This is a genomic window from Rhodovulum sp. BSW8 (genome assembly GCF_003314725.1).
GTDB lineage: Bacteria > Pseudomonadota > Alphaproteobacteria > Rhodobacterales > Rhodobacteraceae > Rhodovulum > Rhodovulum visakhapatnamense.
Genome location: NZ_QNVX01000005.1, coordinates 278,562 through 304,914 on the forward strand (window position 1 = coordinate 278,562; position 26,353 = coordinate 304,914).

Genomic DNA, 26,353 nt, shown 5'->3' on the forward strand with positions numbered 1-26,353 from the left:
GTACGAGGCATGGGCAGGGTTTTTTCCAGCGGCATTCGCGGCTTTCTCTGGGGTGCTGCGGCCAGCGGTCTGGGGCTGGCGGCACTGGCGGTTGCGGTGCCGCCGTCCGGGCCCGGCCCTGCTCCCGGTCCTGGTCCCGGCGCAGGGACCGCTTCGGTGCCAGCCCCCGCGAGAGATCCCGTGAGAGACCCTGAGCCCGCTCCTGTGCCCACGCAGCCGGGCGAGGCGCCCGCCCCGCGGTTCTCGGCCATCCCCGAAAGCGGCGCACCCGCCGCCCCCGAGCCCGAAACCGCGCCTGCCGCGGTCGCGGCACCGGGGGCGCGTCCGGCCGCGCCGTCCGGGTCCGGGGGGCTGCCCGCCGCCGACCCGACCACCGATATCGACCTGCCGCCGGGGTCCGAATTCAACCGTCCCCGGCCCGAAACCGAGGCGACCCTGCCCGAGCGCGAAGAAGCCCTTCGCGAGACCCCGGCGATGGGCGCCCCGGCCCCCGCCGCCGTCGCCGAGGCGCCGCTGCCCGACACCGCCCCCGCGGCGGCCCCCGCCCCGGTCTCTGCGATACCCGAGACGATGACCCCGCCGGAGGCCCCCGATACGGCCGTCGACCTTGGGGCCGGGACCGACCTCGGCGCCGAAGAGCCTGCGCCCGCCGGTGCCGCCCTGCGCGGCCCGGCGGCGCCAGAACCGGCCGCGCCGCCCGACCCCGAGGCGCTGCCCGACGACCGGCCCGCAGCCGAGACCGCCCCCCGCGATGCCGGTCGCGATGACGACGAGGACGAGGAAGCCGCCGCGCCGCCCGGTGCCGGGAAGGCCGGCCCCCGGGTCTTGCCGCTGCCAAGCGCCGAGGATGTCACCGTGCCCGGAGACGCGCCGGCCGGGCTGACCCCGGTCGCTCCGCTGCCGACGCTCGGCACGGCGCCGGAAGAGGATGGCGCGGCCGCCGAGGATCCTTCCGACGAGGCTCCGGCCACCGTGCCGGGCGACCGGGCCGCCGCCCCGGCGCCGCTGGGTGCGCTGGCGCGGAATGCCGTGGCCTTCGATCCGCCGCCCGGTGCGCCGCTTCTGTCGCTGGTGCTGGTCGATGTCGGCGCGGCCGGGCTCGACCGCCGGGCCTTGCTGACCTTCCCCTTTCCGGTGACCTTCGCGATCGACCCGGCGATGCCCGGTGCGGCAGAGGCGGCTGCCGATTTCCACCGCGCGGGCTATGAGGTCGTGCTGCTGGCCAGCGGGCTGTCGGATCTGCCGCCCGCCGAGGCCGCCGCCCGGCTGAACCGCGCGCTTGGGCTGATCGGCACCGGGATTGCGGTGCTCGACCCCGGCAAGGATGGGGTTCAGTCGAAGGGGTTTCAGGACGATCGCGTCCTGACCGATGCGGTTCTGGGCGTGCTGGCTGAAACCGGTCACGGGATCGTCACGCGCGATGAGGGGCTGAACGCTGCGACCCGCGCTGCCGACCGGGTGGGCGTGCCCAAGGCGACGGTCTTCCAGACCCTCGATGCCGAGGGGCAGAACACCGAGACCATGCGCCGGATGCTGGACCTCGCGGTGTTCGAGGCGCGCCAGACCGGCCAGGCGGTGCTGGTCGGCCACAGCCGCCCCGAGACCGTGACCGCGCTTTTCTCCTGGGCGCTGCAATCGGGGCCGGGCGAGGTGGCGCTGGCCCCGCTGTCGGCGGTGCTGCGCCTGCCCTGATCCCGGATCAGGCGGCCGGGCGCCGCAACCGCGCGAGATAACCCTGCCGCCCTGCGGCCGCGCGCCAGTCGGCCTCGGGCTGGCGCTGTGCGCGGGCCGCGTCGATCTCGACCTCGTCGAAGCCGCAGGCCCGCGCCATTGGATATTGCTCGGGGATCAGTTGCCCGGCGGCACGCAGCCGCCCGGTAAAGCCCATCCGCCGCAGCGTCCGCGCCAGCGTGAACCCGCGCCCGTCCGACACCGCCGGAAAGGCGATGCGGATGGCCTGGATCCGCGCCAGATCGGGACCCAGCGCGGCCGGGTCGGTCTCGGGGCCGAGATCGACCCGCTGCGCCCCTGGCGCCGCCACGAGATCGGCGAGGCCCAGATAGCGCTCGGCCGGATCGACGGGGCCGAAGCCCGCATCGGTGATCAGAACCCGGTCGCTCATGCCACATCCTCCGTGCCCATCCGCACGAAGCGGCCATTGACCAGGTGGATGCCGCATTCCTGCTTGTCCTGCCCGCGCCAGCGGCCCGCGCGCGGGTCCTCGCCCGGGGAGACGCGGCTGGTGCAGGGCGCGCAACCGATCGACGGATAGCCGCGCGAGACCAGCGGATGCCGGGGCAGGTCGTGACGGTCGATATAGGCGGCCACATCCTCGCGGCCCCAGGCATGCAGCGGGTTGATCTTGACCCGCCCGGCCTCGTCGGTCTCGCAGACATGCATCGCCTGCCGTTCGCGGGTCTGGTGCCGCTTGCGCCCGGTGACCCAGGCGCCGAAGCCTGCCAGAGCGTGTTCCAGCGGTTCGGTCTTGCGCAGGTGGCAGCAGAGATCGGGATCGCTGCGGTGCAGATCGCCCGCCGGGTCGTGCAGCGCCAGCGCCTCGGCATCGGGGTGCAGCAGCCGAACGCCGGTCAGCCCCAGCAGGTCCGCGACCTCGCGCTGATAGGCCAGCGTCTCGGGGAAGAGCATCTCGGTTTCCAGAAACAGCACCGGCAGGCCGGGGTCGAGCTCGGCCACCATGTGCAGAAGCACGACCGATTCCGCCCCGAAGGACGACACCAGCGCCAGCTGCCCGGCGAAGCGGTCGGCCGCCTCGGCCAGCACCTCTTGCGGCGTCGCGCCGTCCAGGCGCCGGTTCAGCGCCGCAAGCCGGGTCTCTGCCCGTTCGAACCCGTTTTCAGGCCGCATTTTCCCTGCTCTCCTCGGAATAAAGCGCCTTCTGGAACGGCGCGAGCCCCAGCCGCCGATAGGCATCGGCAAAGGTCTCGTCCGCGCTGTCGCGAAGCTCCAGATAGGCCGTCACGATACGTTCTACCGCACCCACGATCTCGTCCGCGGCAAAGCCCGGACCGGTGCGCTCGCCGATGGCGATCCGTTCGGTCGGATCGCCCCCCAGCGTGATCTGATAGGTCTCGACGCCCGCGCGTTCGAGCCCGAGGATGCCGATATCGGCCACATGGTGATGGCCGCAGGCATTGATGCAGCCCGAGACGTTCAGCCTCAGCGGGCCGACCTCATGGGCCAGATCGAGGGTCTCGAACAGGACCGCGATCTCTTGCGCGACCGGGATCGAGCGGGCCGTCGCCAGCGCGCAGTAGTCCATGCCGGGGCAGGCGATGATGTCCGAGATCAGCCCGGCATTGGCCGCCGCCAGCCCCGCCGCCGCCAGCGCCTCGAAGACGGTGGGCAGGTCGTCCTTGCGGACATGGGGCAGGATCACGTTCTGGCGGTGGCTGATCCGGATCTCGTCATAGCCGAAGGTTTCGGCCAGATCGGCGATTGCCCGCATCTGACCGGCGCTGGCATCGCCCGGCTGCTGACCCGGCGTCTTCAGCGAGACGGTGACGATGGCATGATCCTCGCGCCGGTGCTGGGCAAGGTTCGTATCCGCCCAGGCCCGGAAGGCCGGGCTGCCCGACGGGGTCGCGGTACCGCCCGCGCGGAAATCGGGGGCGCGGAAGGCCGCGCGGATGTCGGCCAGGGCGGCCTCGGCGCCGGGAAATTCGGACCGGGTTTCGGCAAAGCGGGCCTCGACCAGTTCGCGGATGGTGTCGAGCCCCATCTCGTGGACCGCGATCTTGATCCGGGCCTTGTACTTGTTGTCGCGCCTGCCGAGCTGGTTGTAGACGCCCAGCACCGCCTCGACATAGGGCACCAGATCGGCCTCGGGCAGGAAGTCGCGGATGATGCGGCCGATCATCGGGGTGCGGCCAAGCCCGCCGCCGACGCTGACCTCGAAGCCCACGGCGCCGTCCCGCGCAACGACGCGCAGCCCGATGTCATGGGCGCGGGTGACGGCGCGGTCGGCGGTGGCGCCGGTGATCGCGATCTTGAACTTGCGCGGCAGGTACTGGAATTCGGGGTGATCGCTCGACCATTGCCGCAGCAGCTCGGCATAGGGGCGCGGATCGGCGATCTCGTCGGCGGCGGCGCCCGCGAAATGGTCCGAGGTCACGTTGCGCACGCAATTGCCCGAGGTCTGGATCGCATGCATGCCGACATCGGCCAGCGCGTCCAGCATGTCGGGCACGTCGCAAAGTTTCGGCCAGTTGAACTGGATGTTCTGGCGGGTGGTGAAATGGCCGTAACCGCGATCCCAGCGTTCCGAGATCGCCGCAAGCTGGCGCATCTGGCGCGCGTCGAGCGTGCCATAGGGAATGGCCACGCGCAGCATGTAGGCGTGAAGCTGCAGATAAAGCCCGTTCATCAGGCGCAGCGGCTTGAACTCGTCCTCGCTCAGGCGGCCGTCGATCCGGCGTTCGACCTGATCGCGGAACTGGCGCACGCGGTCGCGCACGAAACTCTCGTCGAAATCGGAATAGGCGTACATCGTCACTCTCCGGGAAGGTGGTCGAGGCGGTCAGAGGCCTGGGCGGGACCCCGGACGCGGAAAACCTCGCGGAAATGCAGCGGCGCGGGGCGCTGGGGGGCGGTCGCGACCTCGGCGAGATAGGGGCCGACGACCCGAGCGGCATCCGACGCGGCTGCGGCAAGGCGGGCCTCGGCGGTCTCGGGATCGCGCAGCACTTCGGCTTCGCGGATCGTGGCCGACCAGCGCCCCTCTGCGGTGCGCCAGACCGGGTGGCCCTCGAACAGATCGTTGGCGGTCACCACGCTGGGGTGAAAGCGGCGTTTCATCGGGCGACCTCGCGCAGGGCGGGAACGGACCGGGCGGCGGCGCGCGGCGCCAGACCCAGCAGGATGACGGCGGGACCGGTCAGCCCGGCGGCGGCGATCTCGGCGGGCAGGCTGCCCAGCGTTGCGGAAAGGATGCGTTCCTCGGGGCGGCCCGCATTCTCGACCACGCTGACCGGGGTCGCGGCCTCGGCGCCATGCATCATCAGCCGGCCCTGGATGAAGCGCGCGGCCCGCTTGCCCATGTAGATCGCGGCGACCGCACCCGGCCGGGCCAGCGCGGCCCAGTCGTGATCGGCCAGGCCCTTCACGTCATGCCCGGTCAGCACGCGCAGTTCGGAATTGCGGCCGCGCCGGGTCAGGCTCTGGCCAAGGCTTGCGGCAGCGGCCGAGGCGGCAGTCAGCCCCGGCACCACCGACCAGGCGATACCGGCGGCCTCGCAGGCCTCGATTTCCTCGTCGAGCCGTCCGAAGACCGACGGATCGCCTGCCTTCAGGCGAACCACCACAAGACCCCGGGCGGCACGGTCGACGATCAGGCCGTTGATGTCCGCCTGCGGCGTCGAGGGGCCAAAGCCGGTTTTGCCCGCCTCGACGATCTCGGCCTCGCGGCGGGCGAGTTCCAGGATCGGCGCGGGCACCAGCCGGTCGTGAATGACCACATCGGCGCGGTCGAGCGCGCGGCGGGCGCGCAGCGTCAGGTCGTCGGGATCGCCGGGGCCTGCGCCGACGAACAGCACCTCGCCCGCCGCCGTTGCGGCCGCCTTGTGGGTTTCAAGCAGGGGGGCAAGCTGCGGGGCGGGGCCCGGCATGCCGTCGAGAAGCCCGGCAAAGGCGTCGTCCCAGAAGCGGCGGCGGGCCCGGCCCTTGGGCAGTGCCTCGGCCGCCGGGCGGAAGGCATCGGCCTCGCGCACCCGCGCGCCAAGCCCGGCGGGCAGCCAGGCTTCGAGGCCTGCCTTGATCCGGCGCGCCAGCACCGGGGCCGCGCCCTCGGTGCCGATCGCCACGACGACGGGGGCGCGGTCGACCAGCGCGGGGGTGATGAAGGCGCTGTCGGCGCGGTTGTCGACGATGTTGAACAGCACGCCGGCGGCGCGGGCGAGACCTGCTACGCGCGCATCCTCGGCGGCATCGTCGGTCGCGGCATAGACCAGCCGCGCGCCGTCGAGATCGGCCGCCTCGACGGGCCGCGCGACCCAGCTTAGACGCCCCTCGGCCTGCCAGTCGAGGATCTTCGGGTCGGCCTCGGCGGCATGGACCGCGATCCGGGCCTCGGTCTTCAGCAGCAGACGCAGCTTGGCCAGCGCGGTCTCGCCGCCGCCTGACACCACGATCCGCGCGCCCTCGGTGCGCAGGAAGATCGGGAAGAACTTCATCGGGACTCTCCCTGTGACTTTCCCGCAGTAGAACAAAATTCCTGAAATAAGGCGATAACCCGGAGGAAAAAGGGTCATAACTCCATCCATTGCAGTCATGGCGGGAGGAAATCCCATTCAATCCCTTTTCCTTGGAAACCTGCCCGGTGCGGGCCGCAGCGGACGAACGCCCGTCTTGCAGCGGCAGGCGCGCAATCCGCTGGCTCTGGCGGCGAACCGCGCCTAACCTTCGCGAAAATCGCCTGCCCGGAGACCTGCCGATGCGTTTTCGTCCCCTGCTGCTTGCCGTCCTTCCGGCCCTGGCCGGACCGGCCGTCTGGGCCGGACCGCATGCCGAGATGCTGGGCGAAGAGGCGGTGACCCTGACGCTTGACCCAGCGACCGGCGCGCTGGCGCTCGATGCGGTGCTGCCCGCGCCGCAGGGAGACGTGACGCTGCCCCGGCAGGACTGGCTGACCATCGAGACGCTTCGGATCGGCGGCGATGCGACGCCGGTACCAGGTTCGGGCGTCTTGCGGGCGGCGCGGCATATGGGACGGCCGGTGACGGTGCGGCTGACCGGGACGCTGCCCCCGCTGTCGGCCGGTATCGGCGAGGTCGCGCGCGGAGAGACGGCAAGCTATCTTCTGGGCTCGGGCTGGCTGCCGGTCGATTCAGCGCCCCGCGCCAGGTTCGAGCTGAACCTCGAGGTGCCTGCGGGCTGGCGCCCGGCCGCGACCGGCACGCTCGGCGCCGAGGCGGTCGGCGCCGAGGGGCGGAGCGCCCAGTTCGTGTTCACCGGTCGCGCGGCCGACATGGGGGTCTTTGCCGGGCGCTATACCGTCGGCGAGGCGATGCATGGCGAGCTGCGGCTGCGCACCTATTTCGAGCCCCGCGATGCCGCCTATTCGCCCGCCTATACCGAGGCCGTCGCGGGCTATATCGACCGCTTCTCGGCCGAGATCGGCCCCTATCCCTATCCCGGCTTCTCGGTGGTCTCGGCGCCGATCCCGGTCGGGCTGGGGATGCCCGGTCTGACCTATGTCAGCCAGTCGATCCTGGGCCATGGCTATATGCGCGGGCGGTCGCTGGCCCATGAGGTGCTGCATTCCTGGTGGGGCAATGCGGTGGCCGTCGATTACCGGCGCGGCAACTGGTGCGAGGGGCTGACGACCTACATGGCCGACCATGCGCTGGCCGAGGATGCGGGCCCCGAGGTCGCGCGCGCGATGCGGCTGGGCTGGCTGCGCGATCTCGCGGCGCTGCCCGCCGGTGAGGACCGGCCGCTGACCGAGTTCCGCGCGGCCGCCCATGGCGACCGGCAGGCGGTCGGTTACGGCAAGGCCGCCCTTCTGTTTCATATGCTCAAGGCCGAGCTCGGTCCCGAGGACTGGCGCGCGGGCCTGCGCCGTTTCTATGCCGACCATCACGACCGGGTCGCGGCCTGGCACGACCTTCGCGCCGCTTTCGAGGCCGTGTCCGGGCGCGATCTGGGCGGGTTCTTCGACCAGTGGCTGACCCGCAGCGGCCTGCCCGCGCTGCGGCTCGAGGCGGCCGAGCCCGAGGGTACGGCCCTGCATCTGGTGCTGGGCCAGTCCTTGCCCGCCTACCGGCTGTCGGTGCCCGTGGTGGTCGAGACGGGGGCGGGGACCGAACGCCATCTGGTTGCGCTCGATGCCGGGCGGGGCGAGGCCACGCTGCGGCTTCGGGCTCCGGCGCGGGCGGTTTCGGTCGATCCCGATTTCGATCTGGCCCGCGCGCTGGCCCCGGGCGAGGTGCCGCCGATGCTGGGCGATCTCTTCGCCGGACCCGAACCGGTACTGCTGGCGCTTGGCGGCGAGACGGCAGCGGCCGAGGCGTTGGGCGCGCGGCTCTTGCGGCGCCCGGCGCGGCTGGTCGATGCGGCGGCGGCCGAGACCGCGCCCGCGCTGATCGTGGTCGGCTCGGGGGCCGAGGTGGCGGCCTGGCGGATGGCGCATCTGTCCGCGCCCGCGCCCTGGAGCATGGATGCCGGCCGTGCGCGCGCCTGGGTCGAGCGCGACCCGGGCGGGCGGCTCATCGGGTTTCTTTCGGCCGACCGGATCGAGGATCTGGCCTCCGAGCTGGGCGCGCTCCGCTATCAGGCAGGCCAAAGCTATGCGGCCTTTGCGGGCGGGGCCGCTGTGGTGGCGGGCGACTGGCCGACCGGCGCCACGCCGCTGAGCCGCCGCTTCGACTGACCGGCCCCGCCCCAAGGGGGTCCGTCAGACCGGGAGGTTCCTCAGCGCAAAGAAATGGTCGGTCGGCCCATGACCGTGCCCGACCGACAGCGCCGCCGCGCCCATAATAGCGGCGCGGGTATAGGCGCGCGCCGCTTCGGCCGCAGGGCGCATCTCGCCCGTCCGGGCAAGCCAGGTCGCCAGCGCCGACGAGAGGGTGCAGCCGGTGCCATGGGTGTTGGGGCTGTCGATCCTCGGCCCCTCGAACCAGACCCGCCCGGTCGGGTCCAGCAGCAGATCGGGGCTGTCCGAGCCGGACAGATGGCCGCCCTTCAACAGAACGGCGCGCGGCCCCAGCGCCAGAAGCGCCTCGGCCTGGGCCTCCATCCCAAAGCGGTCTTGCGCCTCGGGACGGCCCAGAAGGTCGGCCGCCTCGGGCAGGTTCGGCGTGATCGCGGCGGCCATCGGCATCAGATAGGCCGAAAGCGCGGCCACGGCCTCTTCGGCCAGCAGCCGGTCGCCGCCCTTGGCCACCATCACCGGGTCCAGCACCACCGGCGCGTCGAGCCCGGCCAGCGCCCCGGCCACCGCCTCGACGATGGCGGCCGAGCCCAGCATGCCGATCTTGACCGCGTCGATGCGGATATCCTCGCGGATCGCGCGGATCTGGTCGGCGACCAGGGCGGGCGCCACCAGCTCTGCCCCGCGCACCCCCTGGGTGTTCTGGACGGTCAGGGCCGTGATCGCGGCCATGCCATAGCCGCCATTGGCGCCGATGGCCTTCAGATCGGCCTGAATCCCGGCCCCGCCCGAGGGGTCGGACCCGGCAATCGACAGGATATTGGGGATCATGCGCTTCTCCAGGCTTCGGCCAGGGCGCGTGCCGCCGCCGCCGGATCGGGCGCGGCGGAAATCGCCGACACCACGGCCATGCCATCGGCGCCCGCCGCCTTGACACCGGCCGCGTCCGCGACCCCGAGCCCGCCGATCGCGACGCAGGGCAGGGTGGTCCTGGTCACGATCCGCCCGAGCCCCTCGACGCCCAGCGGGGCCGCGTGATCGGGCTTGGTCGCGGTCGCATGGACCGGGCCGACGCCCAGGTAATCGACCGCATCCGGGGGGATGGCGTCGAGCTGAGCCAGGGTCTCGACCGACAGGCCAAGCAGCCGCCCCGGTCCCAGGGCCTTGCGCAGCGCGCTTGGGGCGCCGTCGGACTGCCCCACATGGAGCCCGTCGGCCCCTGAGGCCAGCACGACCGCCAGCCGGTCGTTGACGATCAGCGGCACGCCGCGCCGGGTCAGATCCGGTTTCAGCTGCCGGGCGAGCGCGATCAGATCGCTGTCGCTGGCCTGCTTGTCGCGCAACTGCACCATGCTGGCGCCGCCCCGGACCGCCGCCATCACCAGATCCGGCGTGGCGCCGTCGGGGGTGACGAAATAGACGGCGAGCGTCTTGCGGTTCATGAGGGCTCGACCCGTGCGCCGAGGTCCAGCGCCTCGGGCGTCATGGCGTGCAGCGCGTCGAGCAGCGCGACCGCAAAGCTGCCGGGACCGGATGCACCCCTGGCCGCGATTTCGCCTGCCAGCCCGAAACAGGCCAGCGCCGCGACCGTCGCCTCGGCGCGATCGGCGCCCTCGACCGCCACGAAGGCCGCGACCAGCGCGGTCAGCGAACAGCCCAGCGCGGTGACCTTCGGCATCATCGGGTCGCCATTGGAAACGCGCCAGGCGCGGGTGCCGTCGGTCACGTAATCGACCGGCCCGGTGACCGCGACCACCGCCCAGCTGCGCTGGGCGAGGGCCCGCGCCGCCGCCTCGGCCGCCTCGACCGGGTCGGCGCTGTCCGCGCCCTTGCCGCGCGTGGCGGCCCCGGCCAGCGCAAGGATTTCGGACGCATTGCCCCGGATGACTGCGGGCTCCAGCGCGAGAAGATCGCCGCAAAGCGCCTGACGGTACGAGGTTGCGCCAACCGCCACCGGGTCGAGCACCCAGGGCAGCCCCGCCGCCCGCGCCGCCCCGGCCGCGGCCTTCATGCCGGCGGCCCAATGCGGCGAGGGGGTGCCGATATTGATCGAGAGCGCCTGCGCCAGCGGCGTGAATTCACGGGTTTCCTCGGCCGCGTGCAACATCGCGGGCGAGGCACCCGCCGCCAGCAGCACATTCGCGGCGGTGTTCATGGCGACGAAATTGGTGATGCATTGCACCAGAGGCGCGCGGTCGCGCATCGCGGCAAGATGGGCGCCGGGCGTGGGGCTTGCGGTTTGGCTCGGGGCGCCGGTCGGGGTCTCTGTCGCGCTGGGCATGGCTGTCCTCCCCTGGCATCGGACGGCCGCATCGGCCCGCTTTCGGGCCCGGCACGCGACTTCCTCCGCCAGCATGATCTGGTTCAGGTTCTAAGGGTGCTTCTCAGCCCGGGCAGATCCGGACGCCCCTGTCACGGGATCCACCAAACCACGTCCGGGCGCGGATGAAAAGGCCCCGGGTGAGGGCCGCGCTTGCACGCGGGGGACGCGGCTGCCAGAAGACGGGCACCCCCCACGGGGGCGGATCGGATGAAGGGATGGCGGGCGATGACAGAGCATGATGTTGCGGCGGGCCGCGAACGGGCCGGGCTGGGCCGCGCGTGACGCCCGCGGCGCGGATCGCGGCGGCGGCCGAGCTGCTCGATGCCTGGCGCGAGGGCGCTCCGGCCGAGAAGCTGCTGACCACCTGGGCGCGGCAGAACCGCTTTGCCGGCTCGAAGGACCGGGCCGCGATCCGCGACCATGTCTTCGATGCGATCCGCTGCGCCCGATCCTTCGCCGCGCTGGGCGGCGCGGCGACGGGGCGCGGCATGATGCTGGGCGCCCTGCGCGCCGAGGGCACGGACCCCGGGACGGTCTTCACCGGCGAGGGCCACGCCCCGGCGCCGCTGTCCGAGGCCGAACGCGCGCCCATGCCCGGCCTGGCGGATCTGCCCGAGGCGGTCGCCTGCGACTGTCCCGAGGCGCTGGAAGAGATGCTTCGCGACAGCCTCGGCCCGGCCTTCCGCCCGGTGATGGACCTGCTGCGGCACCGCGCGCCGGTCTTCCTGCGGGTCAATCTGCGCCGCAGCGGCCGGGACGAGGCGGCGGCTCAGTTGGCGGGGGAGGGGATCGAGACCCGGCCGCATGCGCTTTCGCCCACCGCGCTTGAGGTGACGGCCGGGGCGCGGCGCGTCCAGCAGTCGCGCGCCTTTGCCGACGGCGTGGTCGAACTGCAGGATGCGGCTTCGCAGGCGGTGGCCGATCTGATGCCGCTGGATGCTGGCGCGCGGGTGCTCGACCTTTGCGCGGGCGGCGGCGGCAAGACGCTGGCCATGGCCGCGCGCGGGACGGCCCGGCATTACGCCCATGACGCGGCCCCGCAAAGGATGCGCGATCTGCCCGACCGGGCCGCCCGGGCGGGAATCGCGGTGACCTGCCTTGACGGCGCGGATCTCGACGAGGCAGCGCCCTTCGACCTGGTGCTCTGCGACGTGCCCTGTTCGGGCAGTGGCGCCTGGCGGCGAAGCCCCGAGGCCAAATGGCGCACGACCCCCGACGATCTGGCCCGGCTGACCGCGCTGCAGGCGGGCATTCTCGACCGGGCCGCAGCACTGGTCGCGCCGGGCGGGCATCTTGGTTATGCCACCTGCTCGCTCCTGTCGGCCGAGAACGACGCGCAGGTCGCGCGGTTTCTTGCCAATACGCCGGGCTGGACCGAGGTCGCCGAGCGGCGCCTGACCCCGCTTGATGGCGGCGACGGATTCTATGCGGCGGTGCTGCGGCGGGGCGATGGCTGACAAGGGTTACGCTGCGTTATCCGGCGATCCCGTGCCGCCGGGTCATCTCGGGCGGGTCGCATTAACCTTCGATTAATAGCTGTGGAGAAAGAGTGGGCAAGACGCTCTTTCCGGGAGGCCTCATTGTTGCGTTTCGTGCCCGTTCTGGTGACTGTCCGGCGATCCGCGGCGGCCCATGCCGACCGCGCCTGGGTCGCTTTGGCGCTTGGGGTTCTGCTGGTTGCGGCGGCCTGGACATCGCCCTGGCCCGGGCTTTTCGCGCCCTTGCTGACGGCGGGCAGCACGCTGGCCTGCCTGGCCGTGCTGCTGCGCCTCTTCGGGCGGCCGGTGTCGGACATCCCCTCGGACCGGTTGCGGCGGCTCTGCGCCAGTGCGCCGGGCGCGACACTGGTCACCGATTCCGAAGGTTGCGTGCTGATCGCAAGCCCCGAGGCGCTGCGCCGTGTCGCGGCGGTGCGCGGCCAGCCGGTCGCGGACGCCCTGCAGGCGTTCTTTGCCGATCCGGGTCACGCCGTCGCCGACCTGATCTCGGCCGCCGCCCGGGGCCTTCCGGCCTCGGCCCAACGTACGTTGGCCTCCGGGCCGCTTCGGATCGCCGTCGAACGCGCCGGGTCGGGGCTGTTTCTCTGGCGGCTCGAGTCCTGTGCCGCCGACGGGCCGGAAATCGCGCTGCCGATGGTCCGGCTCGATCCGGTCGGGCGTCTCGCGGTCATCAACGCCGCGGCCCGCGCGCTGATCGGGCAAAGTCCCGACAGCGTGGCGGCCTTGCTGGGCGGCGCATCGGACGAGACCGAAGAGGTGATGGTCGAAACCCCCGAGGGGCCGAGCCGCCGCCGCCTGGTGCAGCTGCGCATGGCCGATGGCGGGCGCGAATTCTATATCCTGCCCGAGGCGGCCGGGGCGCGGGCCGCGGAGGCGCCCGAAGGGTTCCTGGACGCGCTGCCGGTCGCTCTCCTGCAGCTCGACATCGACGGCACGGTGCGGCTGTCGAATGCCCGGGCGAACAAGCTGCTGGGCGCCTATGCCGGCGAGGCGTTGAACCTCTGCGACCGACTCGAAGGGCTGGGACGGTCGGTCGGCGACTGGCTGGCCGATGCCGCCCAGGGTCGCGCCCCCAACACCGCCGAAGTGCTGCGTGTGGCCCGCGATGACCGCGAGCTTTTCGTGCAGGTGGCGCTGGCGCGGATGGGCGGCGGCGGTCTGGTCGCGGTGCTGCATGACGTGACCGAGATGAAGACGCTGGAGGCGCAATTCACCCAAAGTCAGAAGATGCAGGCGATCGGCCAGCTGGCGGGCGGGGTGGCGCATGACTTCAACAACCTGCTGACCGCGATTTCGGGACATTGCGACCTGCTGATGCTGCGCCATGACGCGGGCGATCCCGATTACGGCGATCTGGTGCAGATCCACCAGAACGCCAACCGCGCGGCGAGCCTCGTGGGCCAGCTTCTGGCCTTCTCGCGCAAGCAGACGCTCAGCCCCGAGGTGATGGACCTGCGCGACACGATGGGCGAACTGGCCCATCTGCTGGACCGGCTGGTGGGCGAGAAGGTGCGCCTGAGGATGCGCCATGCCGAGGCGCTGCCGCCGATCCGCGCCGACAAGCGCCAGCTGGAACAGGTGGTGATGAACCTCGTGGTCAATGCCCGCGACGCGATGCCCGAGGGCGGCGAGATCCGGCTGGAAACCGAGGCGGTGCAGCTGAGCACCGAGTTGCAGCGCGACCGCGCCGTGGTGCCGCCCGGCCCCTATGCGATGATCCGCGTCCGCGACGAGGGGCATGGCATTCCGCCCGACCGGCTGACCAAGATCTTCGAGCCCTTCTATACGACCAAGCGCCCCGGCGAGGGCACGGGGCTGGGGCTGTCGACCGTCTATGGCATCGTCAAGCAGACCGGCGGCTTTGTCTTTGTCGACAGCACGGTCGGGCAGGGCAGCTGCTTTTCGGTCTACCTGCCCGCCTATGCCGGCGAAATCGGCCCGGCCGCGCCCCGGCGCGAGCAGGGCACGGTCGAGGACCAGCCCGGATCGGCGGTGGTTCTGCTGGTGGAGGACGAGGCGCCCGTGCGCTCCTTCGCGGCCCGCGCGATGCGGATGCGCGGCCATACCGTGCTGGAGGCCGAAAGCGGCGAGGAGGCCCTTGAAAAGCTCTCCGATCCCGATCTCAAGGTCGATGTCTTCGTCAGTGACGTGGTGATGCCGGGTCTCGACGGGCCGGGCTGGGTCAGCAAGGCCCTGGCCGACCGTCCGGGCACGCGGGTGATCTTCGTCTCGGGTTATGCCGAGGACAGCTTCGGCGAGATCAAGGCGCGGATCCCGAATTCGGTCTATCTGCCGAAACCCTTCTCGCTGGCCGATCTGACCGCCACCGTCCAGCGCCAGCTGCGCGCCGCGGCCCGCGCGCGAGAAGGCCACCCCGACGAAGAAGAGGGACGGCTGCCCGAAGAGGTCTCGTGACCGCCCGGCGCGCCTGGCTTCAGGGCCCGGCCGCGCGATCTCGGCGGGCGTGAACACTTCCTTAACTGTTTCGGTCGATCCTGAGAATGGGAACAATTTGACTTGCAATGTTCGCTTTTTGATCTCATATGAATGAGAACAAGAAGCGAACAAGAGCAGTCATTGCCGCCCGCTTCCGGGTGTGGAATAAGGAACCGAACATGGCGACGGCGAACCTCCTGGACATGGCAGACAAGAAAGCTTCGGACAAACAGAAGGCGCTCGACTCGGCGCTGGCACAGATCGAACGGCAGTTCGGCAAGGGCTCGATCATGCGGCTCGGGGCGGACAACCCCGTGCAGGAGATCGAGGCGACCTCGACCGGCTCGCTCGGTCTCGACATCGCGCTGGGGATCGGCGGGCTGCCCAAGGGCCGCATCATCGAGATCTACGGCCCCGAAAGCTCGGGCAAGACCACGCTGACGCTGCATTGCGTGGCCGAGGAACAGAAGAAGGGCGGCGTCTGTGCCTTCGTCGATGCCGAACATGCGCTCGACCCGATCTACGCCAAGAAGCTGGGCGTCAATCTCGACGAGCTTCTGATCAGCCAGCCCGATACCGGCGAACAGGCGCTTGAGATCGTCGATACGCTGGTGCGCTCGGGCGCGGTCAGCATGGTGGTGGTCGACTCGGTCGCCGCGCTGACGCCCAAGGCCGAGCTGGAAGGCGACATGGGCGATTCCAATCTTGGCGTACATGCGCGGCTGATGAGTCAGGCGATGCGCAAGCTGACCGGGTCCATCAGCCGCTCGAAATGCATGGTGATCTTCATCAACCAGATCCGGATGAAGATCGGCGTGTTGTTCGGCAGCCCCGAGACCACGACGGGCGGCAACGCGCTGAAATTCTATTCCTCGGTCCGGCTCGACATTCGCCGGATCGGGTCGATCAAGGACCGCGACGAGGTGGTGGGCAACGCCACCCGCGTCAAGGTCGTCAAGAACAAGGTCGCGCCGCCCTTCAAGCAGGTCGAATTCGACATCATGTATGGCGAAGGCATCTCGAAGACCGGCGAATTGCTCGATCTCGGCGTCAAGGCCGGCGTGGTCGAGAAGTCGGGCTCCTGGTATTCCTATGGCGACGAACGGATCGGGCAGGGGCGCGAGAACGCCAAGAACTTCCTGCGCGAGAATACCGAGGTCGCGATGCAGATCGAGGACAAGATCCGCGCCGCCCACGGGCTCGACTTTCACATGAGCGGCGACGACAACGACGAGATGATCGAGGACTGACGCGCCCGCCAGACCCAGGCTTCGGACACCCGCCCCACTGGGCGGGTGTTCCGCTTTCAGGACGGGGCTTGCGCGTCTGACCCATGGACAGGCCCTGCCCGCGGCGATACATCGGACGACAAACCGGAAAACTCCCCCGAAAGGTCTCAGACCGATGCCCAGCCTGAACGAGATCCGCTCGACATTCCTGAGCTATTTCGAACGGAACGGCCACCAGGTGGTCGACAGCTCGCCGCTCGTTCCCCGCAACGATCCCACGCTCATGTTCGCCAATTCCGGCATGGTGCAGTTCAAGAACCTCTTCACCGGGGTCGAGAAGCGCGACTATACCCGCGCCACCACCGCCCAGAAATGCGTGCGCGCCGGCGGCAAGCATAACGACCTCGACAATGTCGGCTATACCGCGCGCCACCATACCTTCTTCGAGATGCTGGGGAATTTCAGCTTCGGCGACTATTTCAAGTCCGATGCCATCCCCTTTGCCTGGGAATTGCTGACCCGCGATTTCGGCATCCCGAAGGACCGGCTTCTGGTCACGGTCTACCATACCGACGACGAGGCGGCCTCGATCTGGAAGAAGGTCGCGGGGCTGTCCGACGACAAGATCATCCGCATCCCGACCAATGACAATTTCTGGATGATGGGCCCGACCGGTCCCTGCGGCCCCTGCACCGAGATCTTCTACGATCATGGCGATCACATCTGGGGCGGCCCGCCCGGATCGCCCGACGAGGATGGCGACCGGTTCATCGAGATCTGGAACCTCGTCTTCATGCAGTATGAACAGTTCGAGGACGGCACCCGGCGCGAGCTGGCGGCGCAGTCCATCGATACCGGCATGGGGCTCGAACGGATCGGCGCGCTCTTGCAGGGCAAGCACGACAATTACGACACCGACCTGATGCGCGACCTGATCGAGGCCTCGGCCCATGCCACCTCGACCGAGCCCGACGGGCCGGGCAACGTCCATCACCGGGTGATCGCCGACCACCTGCGCTCGACCTCGTTCCTGATTGCCGACGGGGTGACGCCCTCGAATGACGGCCGCGGCTATGTGCTGCGCCGGATCATGCGCCGCGCGATGCGGCATGCCCATCTTCTGGGCAGCCAGGACCCGGTCATGTATCGCCTCGTGCCCGCGCTCGTGACCCAGATGGGCGCGGCCTATCCGGAACTGCGCCGCGCCCAGGCGCTGATCGAAGAGACGCTGAAGCTGGAGGAAACCCGCTTCATCCAGACGCTGGACCGCGGCCTGCGGCTGCTCGACGAGGAACTGGCCCGTCTGCCCGAGGATGGCGATCTGCCCGGCGAGGCGGCGTTCAAGCTCTACGATACCTACGGCTTCCCGCTCGACCTGACCCAGGACGCGCTGCGCGAGAAGGGCCGCAAGGTCGATGTGGCGGGTTTCGATGCCGCCATGGCCGAACAGCGCGCCAAGGCCCGCGCCAGCTGGGCGGGATCGGGCGAGACGAAGGAATCGACCATCTGGTTCGAGATCGCCGAGCGCGTCGCCGCGACCGAATTCCTCGGCTACGACACCGAAACCGCCGAAGGCCAGGTGATGGCGCTGGTGGCCGACGGCGCCGAGGTCCCCGAGCTTGCCCCCGGAACGACCGGCTGGATGATCGTCAACCAGACCCCGTTCTACGGGGAATCGGGCGGCCAGGTCGGCGATACCGGCACCTATCTCAAGCCCGAGGGGCGGGGCGAGATCCTCGATACCCAGAAGATGCCGGGCGGGCTCTTTGCCCACAAGGTGACGCCCGCCAAGGCGCCGCTGGCCGTGGGCGACGCGGTCGAGCTTCGGGTGGATCATGCCCGCCGTTCGGCGATCCGCGCCAATCACTCGGCTACCCACCTGCTGCACGAGGCCCTGCGCCAGACGCTGGGCGATCACGTCGCGCAGAAGGGCTCGCTGAACGCGCCCGACCGGCTGCGCTTCGATTTCAGCCATGCCAAGGCGATGGCGGTCGAGGAACTGGCCGCGGTCGAAAGCCAGGTCAACGGCTTCATCCGCCAGAACTCGGCGGTCGAGACCCGGATCATGACGCCGGACGATGCCCGCGCCATCGGCGCCCAGGCGCTGTTCGGCGAGAAATACGGCGACGAGGTGCGGGTCGTCTCGATGGGCCGTGCCGCGACCGGCAAGGGGCAGGACGGCCAGACCTGGTCGATAGAGCTCTGCGGCGGCACCCATGTCGCCCGCACCGGCGATATCGGGCTGTGCGTCGTCTTGGGCGACAGTGCCTCCTCGGCCGGTGTGCGCCGGATCGAGGCGCTGACCGGGCAGGCGGCGCTCGACCATCTGATCGCACAGCAGCAGCGCCTCGCCGAGGTGGCCGAGGCGGTCAAGGCCCCGGCTTCGGATGTGGTCGCGCGCATCCGCAGCCTGGTCGAGGAACGCCGCGCGCTGGAACACGAGGTTACCCAGCTTCGCCGCGAGCTGGCGCTGGCGGGCCCGGCGGGCGCAGCCCCCGAGGTGCGCGAGGTCCATGGCGTGCCCTTCCTCGCCCAGGTCCTGCACGGCATTTCCGGCAAGGACCTGCCGCCGATCATCGACGAGCACAAGGCCCGGCTCGGCTCTGGCGCGATCCTGCTGATCGCCGAGGCCGACGGCAAGGCCTCGGTCGCCGCGGGGGTCACCCCGGATCTGACGGACACGGTCTCGGCGGTCGATCTGGTCAAGGCGGCGGTCGCGGAACTTGGCGGCAAGGGCGGCGGTGGCCGGCCCGACATGGCCCAGGGCGGGGCCAAGGACGCCGCCAATGCCGAAGCTGCGATCAAGGCGGCCGAAGAGGCAATTTTCAAAATAGAATGGGAGTGATCCGATGCCCGCGCTCTGGATCGCCCATGTCACCGTAACCGATGCCGAGGCCTATGGAAAATACGCCGAACTGGCCGGCCCCGCCATCGCCGCGCATGGCGGCCAGTTCATCGCGCGGGGCGGCCGCTTCGTCCAGCTCGAGGGGCGCGAACGGCCCCGCAACGTGGTCGCCCGCTTCCCGTCCGTCGAGGCTGCGGTTGCCTGCTATAACAGCTCCGACTATCAGGCCGCGCTCGATCACGCACGCGGCGCTTCGGAACGCGAACTGATGGTCGTCGAGATCAACGACTGATCGCCTCTCGGCCACACCAGAAGAAAGGGCCGCGCTCCGATCCCGGGCGCGGCCTTTTGCATGTCTTCTTGGCGCAAATACCCAAAAATAAAACGGCCCCGACAGGGGCCGTCTCTGAAACTGTCGCCCGAAGGGCGTCCGCAGGATGGCGGGCTCAGCCCGCGGCGCGGGCCTGGCGCTTGCGCTCATGCGGGTCGAGATAGCGTTTGCGCAGCCGGATCGACCCCGGCGTCACCTCGACCAGCTCGTCGTCGTCGATATAGGCGATGGCCTCCTCGAGGCTCATCCTGACCGGCGTCGTCAGCCGCACCGCCTCGTCCGTGCCCGAGGCGCGGATGTTGGTCAGCTTCTTGCCCTTCAGCGGGTTCACTTCCAGATCGTTGTCGCGCGAATGCTCGCCGATGATCATCCCCTGATAGACCTGCTCCTGCGCGCCGATGAACAGCTTGCCGCGGTCTTCGAGGTTGAACAGCGCATAGGCCACCGACACCCCGTCCTCGATCGAGACCAGAACGCCCGCGCGCCGGCCCGGAATCGGCCCCTTGTGCGGCGCCCAGTCGTGGAACACGCGGTTCAGCACGCCGGTGCCGCGCGTGTCGGTCAGGAATTCGCCCTGATAGCCGATCAGCCCGCGCGAGGGCACATGGGCGATGATCCGGGTCTTGCCGGTGCCGCCGGGGCGCATCTCGGCCAGATCGCCGCGCCGCACACCGGTCAGCTTCTCGATCACCACGCCCGAGAATTCATCATCGACGTCGATGGTGACCTCTTCGATGGGCTCCAGCCGCTGGCCGTTCTCTTCGCGCATCAGCACCTGCGGGCGCGAGATCGACAGCTCGAAGCCCTCGCGGCGCATGTTCTCGATCAACACGCCCATCTGCAGCTCGCCCCGGCCCGCGACCTCGAAGGCCTCGCCGCCGGGGGTGTCGGTCACCTGGATCGCGACGTTCAGTTCGGCCTCGCGCATCAGGCGTTCGCGGATCACCCGCGACTGCACCTTCTTGCCTTCGCGACCCGCCAGCGGGCTGTCGTTGATGCCGAAGCTGACGCTGATCGTCGGCGGGTCGATGGGCTGGGCGGGCAGCGCCTCGGTGACCTGCGGCGCGCAAAGCGTATCGGCAACGGTCGCCTTCGACATGCCCGCGAGCGTCACGATATCGCCCGCCTCGCCCGCCTCGATGGGCTGCTGCGACAGGCCGCGGAAGGCCAGCACCTTCGACACCCGGAAGCTTTCCAGCATCTCGCCGGTCCGCGACAGCGCCTTCACGGTGTCGCCCGGCTTGACCCGGCCGCTTTCGACCCGTCCTGTCAGGATGCGCCCGATGAAGGGATCGGCCGAAAGCGTGGTCGCCAGCATGCTGAAGGGTGCGTCGGTCCGGGCCAGCTGCTTCGGGGCCGGGACATGCTCGAGGATCAGGTCGAAGAGCGCGTGCAGGTCCTTGCGCGGCCCGTCCAGCTCCATATCCGCCCAGCCCGACCGGCCCGAGGCATACATATGCGGAAAGTCGAGCTGCTGGTCATTGGCGCCGAGGCTCGCGAACAGATCGAAGACCTCGTTCAGCGCGCGGTCGGGTTCGGCCTCGGGCTTGTCGACCTTGTTCAGGACGACGATGGGCCTGAGCCCCAGCGCCAGCGCCTTGGCGGTCACGAACTTGGTCTGGGGCATCGGCCCTTCGGCGGCGTCGACCAGAAGCACCACCCCGTCGACCATGCTGAGAATCCGTTCCACCTCGCCGCCGAAATCGGCGTGGCCGGGGGTGTCGACGATATTGACCCGGTGGCCGTCCCATTCGACCGAGGTGCATTTCGCCAGGATGGTGATCCCGCGCTCGCGTTCAAGATCGTTCGAGTCCATGGCGCGTTCGGCCACGGACTGGTTCTCGCGGAAGGCGCCGGATTGTTTCAGGAGCTGGTCCACAAGCGTCGTCTTGCCATGGTCCACGTGTGCGATGATCGCGATATTGCGAAGGTCCATCGAATATGCCTCGAAATGGGGGTTGCGGCGGACATACCCTGTGCAGCGGCCAAAGACCAGTCTCCATCGCCACGGCGCGTTTTTACGGGCCGGGTCCGGCGTTGGCGATGACGTGATGGCAGATCAGCGGGCTCAATGCAGCATTCTTGCGACGAGGGCAGGGCCGCTGCGGGTCGAATTCTGTCCGGGGGTGATATGAGCGGCTGTTTCAGGCGCTTTGACCGCCTGTTTCAGGGCGTTTGGCCCGGTCCGGCGGCGCCGCCGCGCGTCCGAATGTTTCGACCGTCGCGAAAGCCGTCCCGCCAGGGCAGCTTTCTTCTTCAGGGGCCGGTCAGTGCGCGGCGGTCTTCGAGAAGAGGTGAATGACCAGAATGCCCGCGATGATCAGCCCGAGCCCCAGCGCGCCGGGCCAGTCGATGCGCTGGCCGAAGACCGCCCAGCCGATCCCCGAGATCAGCACGATGCCAAGCCCCGACCAGATCGCATAGACGATGCCGACCGGCATCACCTTCAGGGTCAGGGCCATGAAATAGAAGGACAGCGCATAGCCCAGCACCACCAGCACCGAGGGCCAGAGCCGGGTGAATTGCTGGCTTGCCTGCAGCGAACTGGTGGCCATGGTCTCGGCGACGACGGCGAGCAGCAGATAGAGGTAATGCTTGGGCATGGTGCGCTCCGGACCTAGCGCGCGATATAGCGGTCGCGCCGGTGGTTGGTGGCGATGATCACGTTCAGGACCGCCGCGCCCGCCAGCGAACACAGCACGGTCAGCGGCGGGATCGCCGCAAAGGCCAGCGCGAAGACGATGGCGTCGAAGCCAAGTTGCACCCAGCCCGCGCGGATGCCCCGGCTGTCCTGCAGCCAGAGTGCCATGATGCCGACACCGCCGAGGCTTGCGCCATGGCGGAACAGCGCCAGCAGCCCCGCGCCCGCGACGACCCCGGCCAGCATGGATCCGGCCAGCGGCTGCACCCGGCCCAGCGTCAGCACATGCGGCATGAGTTCGGTGAACAGCGACAGCAACGCGACCGCGCTGAAGGTCTTGACGGTGAAGGCCAGCCCCATCCGGCGCAGCGCCAGCCAGTAGAAGGGCAGGTTCAGTGCAAAGAAGACCGGCCCGAAGCCGAAGCCGCTGACATAGCTCGCGACCAGCGACAGCCCGGCGATCTGGCCGGTGACAAGGCCTGCGCTTTTCAGGATCTGCACCGAAAGCGCCACCAGCAGCGTGCCCACGACCAGCCCCTGGGCATCCTCCAGAAGCGAATGGCGGGGAACGGTCGGCGGGGGCATGTCGGTCGGCATGGGCTAGGGGATGGCGCGGCGGGCGCGGCTTGTCCAGTGCCTTGAAACCGAAAAGGGGCCGACGCGGCGGCCGGCCCCCTTTGGCTGCTCAGGGCGTGGGCGGTTCAGCCGGCCAGTGCCTTGTTCAGGTTCTCGTCGATCTTCTCGAGGAAGCCCATGGTGGTCAGCCATTTCTGGTTGGGGCCGACCAGCAGCGCCAGATCCTTGGTCATCGAGCCCGATTCCACGGTCTCGACCACAACGCGCTCCAGCGTCTGGGCGAAATGCATCAAGGGCTCGTTGCCGTCGAGCTTGGCGCGGTGCTTGAGCCCGCCGGTCCAGGCGTAGATCGAGGCGACCGAGTTGGTCGAGGTCTGCTCGCCCTTCTGGTGCTGGCGGTAGTGCCGGGTGACGGTGCCATGCGCGGCCTCGGCCTCGACGATCTTGCCGTCGGGGGTCATCAGCACCGAGGTCATCAGCCCGAGCGAGCCGAAGCCCTGGGCCACGGTGTCCGACTGCACGTCGCCATCGTAGTTCTTGCAGGCCCAGACGAAGCCGCCGTTCCATTTCATGGCGCAGGCGACCATGTCGTCGATCAGGCGGTGTTCGTAGGTGATGCCGGCCTTCTTGAACTGCTCTTCGAACTCTTCCTCATAGACCTTCTGGAACAGGTCCTTGAAGCGGCCGTCATAGGCCTTGAGGATGGTGTTCTTGGTCGAGAGGTACACCGGCCAGCCCATCGAGAGGCCGTAATTCATCGAGGCCCGGGCGAAGTCGATGATCGACTGGTCGAGGTTGTACATGCCCATGGCGACCCCGGCGGCGGGCGCGTCATAGACCACCTTCTCGATCACCTGGCCGTCCTCGCCGACGAATTTCATCGTCAGCTGGCCCTTGCCGGGGAAGCGGAAATCGGTGGCGCGGTACTGGTCGCCAAAGGCGTGACGGCCGATCACGATGGGACGGGTCCAGCCCGGCACCAGGCGCGGCACGTTCTTGCAGATGATCGGCGCGCGGAAGACGACGCCGCCCAGGATGTTGCGGATCGTGCCGTTGGGCGATTTCCACATCTGCTTGAGGCCGAATTCCTCGACCCGCGCCTCGTCTGGGGTGATCGTGGCGCATTTCACGCCGACGCCCACGTCCCTGATCTTCTCGGCGGCATCGACGGTGATCTGGTCGTTGGTCCGGTCGCGCTCTTCGATGCCGAGATCGTAATAGAGCAGATCGAGGTCGAGATAGGGCAGGATCAGCTTCTTCTTGATGAAGTCCCAGATGATCCGGGTCATCTCGTCGCCGTCGAGCTCGACGACCGGGTTTTCGACTTTGATCTTTGTCATGGGCGCCTCTTTTCGGTGCGGGATTCGCGCTTTCGGATTGGGTGATACCTCAAAGAGGCACGACGGGGAAGATAGTATGCGGTTGTATACGGAATGGCGCGCAAGCGAGGTTCCCTTGGGTCAATCCGATCTCGGTCCCCGATCCGGAACAGCGCTCGGCAGGGGCCGCGGGGAGGGCCGAACCACGAGTGGCCAATGAAAAAACGCTCCGCCCTCGGGGGCGAAGCGTTTTTCGGGGTGGGGGGGGGCGCGACGGGGCGTCGCAGCCGGATCAGCGGGTGCCTTCGGTCAGGCGCCGCCGGACATAGGTGCTGACGTTCTCGATCATCGGGTCCATGTGCGGCTCCTGGAAGAAGTGATCCGCCCCCTCGATCTCCTGATGGGTGATGGTGATGCCCTTCTGCTCGTGCAGCTTGTCGACGAGCGCGCGGGTATCGGCGGGCGGTGCCACCCGGTCGGCGGAGCCGTTGATGATCAGGCCCGAGGACGGGCAGGGGGCCAGGAACGAGAAATCGTACATGTTGGCGGGCGGGCTGACCGAGACGAAACCGGTGATCTCGGGCCGCCGCATCAGCAATTGCATGCCGATCCAGGCCCCGAAGGAGAAGCCCGCGACCCAGCAATGCTTGGCGTTCTGGTTCATCGACTGCAGGTAGTCGAGCGCCGAGGCGGCGTCGGACAATTCGCCCACGCCCTGGTCGTATTCGCCCTGGCTGCGGCCGACTCCCCGGAAATTGAACCGGAGCACGGTGAAGCCCATGTTATAGAATGCGTAGTGCAGGCTGTAGACCACGCGATTGTTCATCGTGCCCCCGAATTGCGGGTGGGGATGCAGGACGATGGCAATCGGGGCGTCGCGGTCTTTCTGCGGGTGGTAACGGCCTTCCAGACGACCTTCGGGTCCGGGAAAGATGACCTCGGGCATGCGTGTCTTCTCATTCGCGGTGCCCGCGATTTCTTGACGAAATCGGACGGGCTCCATAGGACAGGACGAACCCGGCGGGCGCGGGTCGGGGTGCATCCGGAGGTAATGGTCCGCCGGGGCTGCGTCAACTGTTTGCCGGGGGAGCGTCGATGAAACTCAGCACCAAGGGGCGCTATGCGATGGTCGCCCTCGCCGATCTGGCCTTGCAGCCGGACGAGTGTCTGGTCTCGCTGTCGGAAATTTCCAAGCGCCAGAACATTTCCCTGCCCTATCTCGAACAGCTTTTCGTCAAGCTGCGCCGGGCGGGGCTGGTGGAATCGGTGCGCGGCCCCGGCGGGGGCTACAAGCTGGCGCGGCCGGCCGCGGATATCCGCGTCTCTGACGTGCTGGGCGCGGTCGACGAGACGGTCAGCGCGATGCATACCGGCGCGGGCGTCTCGGGCGGCACCTCGGGCACGCGGGCGCAATCGCTGACCAACCGGCTTTGGGAAGGGCTCAGCGCGCATGTCTATGTGTTCCTGCACCAGGCCCGCCTGTCGGATGTGATCGGCAACGGGCTTGCGCCCTGTCCGGCGGTGCCTGCGCTCTTCCACATCGTGGACGAGGACTGACGCCGCCATCTGTCGCGGTGCCGCCCGCGCGCCTTGCGGCCGTCGACCGCCCGGCGGCGGTGCGGCCGGAGAAGGGCCCGGAACAAGGGCCCGGAACAAGGGCCGGAACAAGGGGAAGACCATGCCCGGGCGGGTATATCTCGACTGGAACGCCACGGCGCCGCTGCGGCCCGAGGCGAAGGCCGCGATGATCGCGGCAATGGATGTGGTGGGCAACCCGTCCTCGGTTCATGCCGAGGGCCGGGCCGCGCGCGGGCTGGTCGAGAAGGCCCGCGCCCAGGTGGCCGCGGCGCTGGGGGCCGAGGGCGCCGAGATCGTCTTCACCTCGGGTGCGAGCGAGGCGGCGGCGCTGGCCTGCGCCGGGCGCTGGCTGCAGGGCGCCGAGATCGAGCATGACGCGGTGGCGGCCTGGATCGACCCGTGTCTGCCGGTCGATGCCGAGGGGCGGGTCACGGTGCGCGATCCGGCCGGGACCGCGCTTCAGCTGGCCAATTCCGAAACCGGCGTGATCCAGCAGATCCCCGAGGGTCTGGCCGTCTGCGATCTGACGCAGGGATTCGGCAAACTGCCGATCGCCTTCAACTGGCTGGGCTGCCAGATGGGTTTGGTCTCTGCCCATAAAATTGGCGGACCGAAGGGGATCGGGGCATTGGTGATGCGCCCCGGTTGCGACATGGAGCCGCAGATTCGCGGCGGCGGTCAGGAACTTGGCCGCCGGGCGGGCACCGAGAACGTGATCGGCATCGCGGGATTCGGTGCCGCCGCAGAAGCCGCCGCTGCCGAGCTTGCCGCAGGAAACTGGGCGGAAATCGAGCGTTTTAGAAGTATTCTAGAATTAACGATTGCAGAGCGCGCAAATAAGACTATTTTTGTCGGGAAAGGGGCGTCGCGTCTGCCCAACACCTTGTGCCTCGCCACGCCCGGCTGGAAGGGCGAGACACAGGTGATGCAGATGGATCTGGCCGGTTTCGCGGTTTCCGCCGGATCGGCCTGTTCCTCGGGCAAGCTGCGCCCCAGCCGGGTTCTGACCGCCATGGGGCTGGGCGAGGACGTGGCGGCATCGGCGATCCGGGTCTCGATGGGGCCGGGCACGACCGAAGAGGATGTGAGGCGCTTTGCCGAGGCCTGGCTTGCGGCAGAGGCGAAATTCAGGGCTCGCGCGGGCTGAGGACGCGCGGGCCGACAGATCGGACCGGCTCCGCGGATCGGCG

22 protein-coding genes and 1 riboswitch are annotated in these 26,353 nt (G+C 69.4%); of the genes, 9 read left to right on the forward strand and 13 right to left on the reverse strand.

All coding sequences use genetic code 11. The features are described from left to right. Positions 1 to 204: 204 nt before the first annotated feature. Positions 205 to 1,692 (forward strand): divergent polysaccharide deacetylase family protein, encoded by a 1,488-nt coding sequence (locus tag DSD19_RS03580; RefSeq protein WP_113668548.1) that lies wholly within the window; start codon positions 205 to 207, stop codon positions 1,690 to 1,692. 7 nt (positions 1,693 to 1,699) lie between these two features. On the opposite strand, the gene DSD19_RS03585 is transcribed toward DSD19_RS03580, so the two are convergent. Genes DSD19_RS03585 through cysG form a run of 5 tightly spaced genes read right to left on the reverse strand, consistent with a single transcriptional unit; the run spans position 1,700 to position 6,188 of the window. Further along, positions 1,700 to 2,122, reverse strand: coding sequence for a DUF934 domain-containing protein (locus DSD19_RS03585; protein WP_113668549.1), 423 nt, complete (start codon positions 2,120 to 2,122; stop codon positions 1,700 to 1,702). Continuing rightward, positions 2,119 to 2,865 (reverse strand): phosphoadenylyl-sulfate reductase, encoded by a 747-nt coding sequence (locus tag DSD19_RS03590; RefSeq protein WP_113668550.1) that lies wholly within the window; start codon positions 2,863 to 2,865, stop codon positions 2,119 to 2,121. The genes DSD19_RS03585 and DSD19_RS03590 overlap by 4 nt, the downstream gene beginning before the upstream one ends. After that, complete coding sequence (locus DSD19_RS03595) at positions 2,855 to 4,507, reverse strand: nitrite/sulfite reductase (RefSeq protein ID WP_113668551.1); 1,653 nt, start codon at positions 4,505 to 4,507, stop codon at positions 2,855 to 2,857. Before DSD19_RS03595 ends, DSD19_RS03590 begins: the two co-directional genes overlap by 11 nt. A 2-nt stretch (positions 4,508 to 4,509) precedes the next feature. Next, positions 4,510 to 4,815 (reverse strand): DUF2849 domain-containing protein, encoded by a 306-nt coding sequence (locus DSD19_RS03600; protein ID WP_113668552.1) that lies wholly within the window; start codon positions 4,813 to 4,815, stop codon positions 4,510 to 4,512. Continuing rightward, positions 4,812 to 6,188, reverse strand: coding sequence for a siroheme synthase CysG (cysG, locus tag DSD19_RS03605; protein ID WP_113668553.1), 1,377 nt, complete (start codon positions 6,186 to 6,188; stop codon positions 4,812 to 4,814). The genes DSD19_RS03600 and cysG overlap by 4 nt, the downstream gene beginning before the upstream one ends. A gap of 260 nt (positions 6,189 to 6,448) precedes the next feature. Here cysG and DSD19_RS03610 point away from each other — a divergent pair, with 260 nt between their 5' ends. Further along, positions 6,449 to 8,386, forward strand: a complete 1,938-nt coding sequence (locus DSD19_RS03610) for a M1 family metallopeptidase (RefSeq protein ID WP_113668554.1) — start codon at positions 6,449 to 6,451, stop codon at positions 8,384 to 8,386. Positions 8,387 to 8,410: 24 nt separating this feature from the next. Here the strand turns inward: DSD19_RS03610 and thiD are convergent, their stop codons facing one another. Genes thiD through thiM form a run of 3 tightly spaced genes read right to left on the reverse strand, consistent with a single transcriptional unit; the run spans position 8,411 to position 10,667 of the window. After that, positions 8,411 to 9,217, reverse strand: a complete 807-nt coding sequence (thiD, locus tag DSD19_RS03615; protein ID WP_075785705.1) for a bifunctional hydroxymethylpyrimidine kinase/phosphomethylpyrimidine kinase — start codon at positions 9,215 to 9,217, stop codon at positions 8,411 to 8,413. Continuing rightward, the gene (gene thiE / locus DSD19_RS03620; RefSeq protein WP_113668555.1) at positions 9,214 to 9,828 is read right to left on the reverse strand and encodes a thiamine phosphate synthase; all 615 of its coding nucleotides are present in this window, start codon (positions 9,826 to 9,828) and stop codon (positions 9,214 to 9,216) included. Before thiE ends, thiD begins: the two co-directional genes overlap by 4 nt. After that, on the reverse strand, positions 9,825 to 10,667 hold the full coding sequence (gene thiM, locus DSD19_RS03625; RefSeq protein WP_075785707.1) for a hydroxyethylthiazole kinase: 843 nt from the start codon (positions 10,665 to 10,667) through the stop codon (positions 9,825 to 9,827). Before thiM ends, thiE begins: the two co-directional genes overlap by 4 nt. A gap of 43 nt (positions 10,668 to 10,710) precedes the next feature. After that, positions 10,711 to 10,807: riboswitch (TPP riboswitch) on the reverse strand. Positions 10,808 to 10,987: 180 nt separating this feature from the next. Here thiM and DSD19_RS03630 point away from each other — a divergent pair. The 5 genes from DSD19_RS03630 to DSD19_RS03650 all read left to right on the forward strand — a co-directional run bounded on the left by DSD19_RS03630 (position 10,988) and on the right by DSD19_RS03650 (position 19,010). Continuing rightward, positions 10,988 to 12,166, forward strand: a complete 1,179-nt coding sequence (locus tag DSD19_RS03630; protein WP_113668556.1) for an RsmB/NOP family class I SAM-dependent RNA methyltransferase — start codon at positions 10,988 to 10,990, stop codon at positions 12,164 to 12,166. A gap of 135 nt (positions 12,167 to 12,301) precedes the next feature. Then, positions 12,302 to 14,623: an ATP-binding protein gene (locus DSD19_RS03635; protein ID WP_243627705.1), complete on the forward strand. Its 2,322-nt coding sequence runs from the start codon at positions 12,302 to 12,304 to the stop codon at positions 14,621 to 14,623. A 200-nt stretch (positions 14,624 to 14,823) separates the two neighbouring features. Continuing rightward, positions 14,824 to 15,894: a recombinase RecA gene (recA, locus tag DSD19_RS03640; protein WP_075785709.1), complete on the forward strand. Its 1,071-nt coding sequence runs from the start codon at positions 14,824 to 14,826 to the stop codon at positions 15,892 to 15,894. 154 nt (positions 15,895 to 16,048) lie between these two features. Further along, complete coding sequence (alaS, locus tag DSD19_RS03645; protein ID WP_113668557.1) at positions 16,049 to 18,718, forward strand: alanine--tRNA ligase; 2,670 nt, start codon at positions 16,049 to 16,051, stop codon at positions 18,716 to 18,718. A 4-nt stretch (positions 18,719 to 18,722) separates the two neighbouring features. Then, positions 18,723 to 19,010 carry a DUF1330 domain-containing protein gene (locus tag DSD19_RS03650; RefSeq protein WP_113668558.1) on the forward strand — a complete coding sequence of 96 codons (288 nt, stop codon included), beginning with the start codon at positions 18,723 to 18,725 and terminating at the stop codon, positions 19,008 to 19,010. A 154-nt stretch (positions 19,011 to 19,164) separates the two neighbouring features. Here DSD19_RS03650 and typA read toward each other — a convergent pair whose 3' ends face one another. From typA to DSD19_RS03675, 5 genes are all read right to left on the reverse strand, one after another. Beyond that, a complete protein-coding gene (gene typA, locus DSD19_RS03655) occupies positions 19,165 to 20,985 on the reverse strand; it encodes a translational GTPase TypA (protein ID WP_113668559.1) in 1,821 nt (606 codons plus the stop codon). Between the two features lie 331 nt (positions 20,986 to 21,316). Further along, on the reverse strand, positions 21,317 to 21,652 hold the full coding sequence (locus DSD19_RS03660; RefSeq protein WP_075785713.1) for a multidrug efflux SMR transporter: 336 nt from the start codon (positions 21,650 to 21,652) through the stop codon (positions 21,317 to 21,319). A 14-nt stretch (positions 21,653 to 21,666) separates the two neighbouring features. Beyond that, positions 21,667 to 22,275 carry a YitT family protein gene (locus DSD19_RS03665; RefSeq protein WP_081382290.1) on the reverse strand — a complete coding sequence of 203 codons (609 nt, stop codon included), beginning with the start codon at positions 22,273 to 22,275 and terminating at the stop codon, positions 21,667 to 21,669. Between the two features lie 116 nt (positions 22,276 to 22,391). After that, complete coding sequence (locus DSD19_RS03670; protein WP_113668560.1) at positions 22,392 to 23,606, reverse strand: NADP-dependent isocitrate dehydrogenase; 1,215 nt, start codon at positions 23,604 to 23,606, stop codon at positions 22,392 to 22,394. Positions 23,607 to 23,877: 271 nt separating this feature from the next. After that, positions 23,878 to 24,531, reverse strand: a complete 654-nt coding sequence (locus tag DSD19_RS03675) for an alpha/beta hydrolase (protein WP_113668561.1) — start codon at positions 24,529 to 24,531, stop codon at positions 23,878 to 23,880. Positions 24,532 to 24,680: 149 nt separating this feature from the next. On the opposite strand from DSD19_RS03675, the gene DSD19_RS03680 reads away from it, so the two are divergent. Both DSD19_RS03680 and DSD19_RS03685 read left to right on the forward strand, forming a co-directional pair. Next, positions 24,681 to 25,142: an Rrf2 family transcriptional regulator gene (locus DSD19_RS03680; protein ID WP_113668562.1), complete on the forward strand. Its 462-nt coding sequence runs from the start codon at positions 24,681 to 24,683 to the stop codon at positions 25,140 to 25,142. A 121-nt stretch (positions 25,143 to 25,263) separates the two neighbouring features. Continuing rightward, the gene (locus tag DSD19_RS03685) at positions 25,264 to 26,310 is read left to right on the forward strand and encodes a cysteine desulfurase family protein (protein WP_113668563.1); all 1,047 of its coding nucleotides are present in this window, start codon (positions 25,264 to 25,266) and stop codon (positions 26,308 to 26,310) included. The last annotated feature ends 43 nt before the right edge of the window (positions 26,311 to 26,353 follow it).

What these genes read in the sequence shown, in the direction of transcription:
- DSD19_RS03585 (WP_113668549.1), bottom strand. Translation starts at nt 2,122, where the DNA reads ATGAGCGACCGGGTTCTGATCACCGATGCGGGCTTCGGCCCCGTCGAT.
- DSD19_RS03590 (WP_113668550.1), bottom strand. Translation starts at nt 2,865, where the DNA reads ATGCGGCCTGAAAACGGGTTCGAACGGGCAGAGACCCGGCTTGCGGCG.
- DSD19_RS03595 (WP_113668551.1), bottom strand. Translation starts at nt 4,507, where the DNA reads ATGTACGCCTATTCCGATTTCGACGAGAGTTTCGTGCGCGACCGCGTG.
- DSD19_RS03600 (WP_113668552.1), bottom strand. Translation starts at nt 4,815, where the DNA reads ATGAAACGCCGCTTTCACCCCAGCGTGGTGACCGCCAACGATCTGTTC.
- cysG (WP_113668553.1), bottom strand. Translation starts at nt 6,188, where the DNA reads ATGAAGTTCTTCCCGATCTTCCTGCGCACCGAGGGCGCGCGGATCGTG.
- DSD19_RS03610 (WP_113668554.1), top strand. Translation starts at nt 6,449, where the DNA reads ATGCGTTTTCGTCCCCTGCTGCTTGCCGTCCTTCCGGCCCTGGCCGGA.
- thiD (WP_075785705.1), bottom strand. Translation starts at nt 9,217, where the DNA reads ATGATCCCCAATATCCTGTCGATTGCCGGGTCCGACCCCTCGGGCGGG.
- thiE (WP_113668555.1), bottom strand. Translation starts at nt 9,828, where the DNA reads ATGAACCGCAAGACGCTCGCCGTCTATTTCGTCACCCCCGACGGCGCC.
- thiM (WP_075785707.1), bottom strand. Translation starts at nt 10,667, where the DNA reads ATGCCCAGCGCGACAGAGACCCCGACCGGCGCCCCGAGCCAAACCGCA.
- recA (WP_075785709.1), top strand. Translation starts at nt 14,824, where the DNA reads ATGGCGACGGCGAACCTCCTGGACATGGCAGACAAGAAAGCTTCGGAC.
- alaS (WP_113668557.1), top strand. Translation starts at nt 16,049, where the DNA reads ATGCCCAGCCTGAACGAGATCCGCTCGACATTCCTGAGCTATTTCGAA.
- DSD19_RS03650 (WP_113668558.1), top strand. Translation starts at nt 18,723, where the DNA reads ATGCCCGCGCTCTGGATCGCCCATGTCACCGTAACCGATGCCGAGGCC.
- typA (WP_113668559.1), bottom strand. Translation starts at nt 20,985, where the DNA reads ATGGACCTTCGCAATATCGCGATCATCGCACACGTGGACCATGGCAAG.
- DSD19_RS03660 (WP_075785713.1), bottom strand. Translation starts at nt 21,652, where the DNA reads ATGCCCAAGCATTACCTCTATCTGCTGCTCGCCGTCGTCGCCGAGACC.
- DSD19_RS03665 (WP_081382290.1), bottom strand. Translation starts at nt 22,275, where the DNA reads ATGCCCCCGCCGACCGTTCCCCGCCATTCGCTTCTGGAGGATGCCCAG.
- DSD19_RS03670 (WP_113668560.1), bottom strand. Translation starts at nt 23,606, where the DNA reads ATGACAAAGATCAAAGTCGAAAACCCGGTCGTCGAGCTCGACGGCGAC.
- DSD19_RS03675 (WP_113668561.1), bottom strand. Translation starts at nt 24,531, where the DNA reads ATGCCCGAGGTCATCTTTCCCGGACCCGAAGGTCGTCTGGAAGGCCGT.
- DSD19_RS03680 (WP_113668562.1), top strand. Translation starts at nt 24,681, where the DNA reads ATGAAACTCAGCACCAAGGGGCGCTATGCGATGGTCGCCCTCGCCGAT.
- DSD19_RS03685 (WP_113668563.1), top strand. Translation starts at nt 25,264, where the DNA reads ATGCCCGGGCGGGTATATCTCGACTGGAACGCCACGGCGCCGCTGCGG.